At 68.7% G+C, this 806-nt stretch carries 1 protein-coding gene; it reads left to right on the top strand.

Annotated features, from left to right (window positions below):
* Positions 1-384: 384 nt before the first annotated feature.
* Positions 385-806: flavodoxin family protein (locus VXC91_RS46305; RefSeq protein ID WP_329513321.1), on the top strand; the 422-nt coding region annotated here is incomplete at its 3' end.

Raw genomic sequence — 806 nt, 5'->3', positions numbered from 1 at the left:
CGTGGCCGTCCTGCGGCGGAGGATCGCCGCGGTTGACAACGGCGGCGCGGTGGACCCGTCCGCGGTGCTCGCCGGCCTCTGATCCGGCCCCGGGGCGATGCGGCGGCGGCCGTTGACACGCCGCCGCATCGCCGTGCACGGGGTCGCAGGTGCACACCGTCGTGGCTTCGGCACCGACGTCACCGGCATGCTCACCGGGCACCGGGACGGCTACCCGGCGCAAAAGGTGCTTGTTCTCACACGCCACCCCTTCGGTGTCACGGAAAGGGAGGTTGTCCGGTCCTGGTAGGTGCAGGTCGACTCCGGGGCGCCTTGTCGGACGATGGTCGACCTCCCGGCTCCCCGAGGGAGTCCGCCATCCCTATTGCCTGGAGGAAATCTTTCATGACCACCCCTGTCGTCGCGATCGCCTATCACTCCGGCTACGGCCACACGACCATCCTCGCCGAGGCCGTGCGTGACGGCGCCGTGCAGGCCGGAGCCGTCGTCCATCTGATCAAGGTCGACGAGATCACCGACGAGCAGTGGGGGCTGCTCGACGCCTCCGACGCGATCGTCTTCGGTTCGCCGACCTACATGGGCACGGCTTCCGGTGCCTTCCACCAGTTCGCCGAGACCACCTCCAAGCGCTGGTTCGTCCATTCGTGGAAGGACAAGCTCGCCGCCGGCTTCAGCAACTCCGGCGCCAAGAGCGGCGACAAGCTCCACACGCTCCAGTACTTCGCCGTCCTGGCGGCCCAGCACGGCATGAACTGGGTCAACCTCGGCCTGCACCCGGGCTGGAACAGCTCCACCGCCTCCGAGGG

The organism is Streptomyces chiangmaiensis, from assembly GCF_036281785.1.
Classification (GTDB): domain Bacteria; phylum Actinomycetota; class Actinomycetes; order Streptomycetales; family Streptomycetaceae; genus Streptomyces; species Streptomyces chiangmaiensis.
Note: the sequence above shows the minus strand (reverse complement) of the source record. Positions and strands in the feature narration are given on the sequence as shown.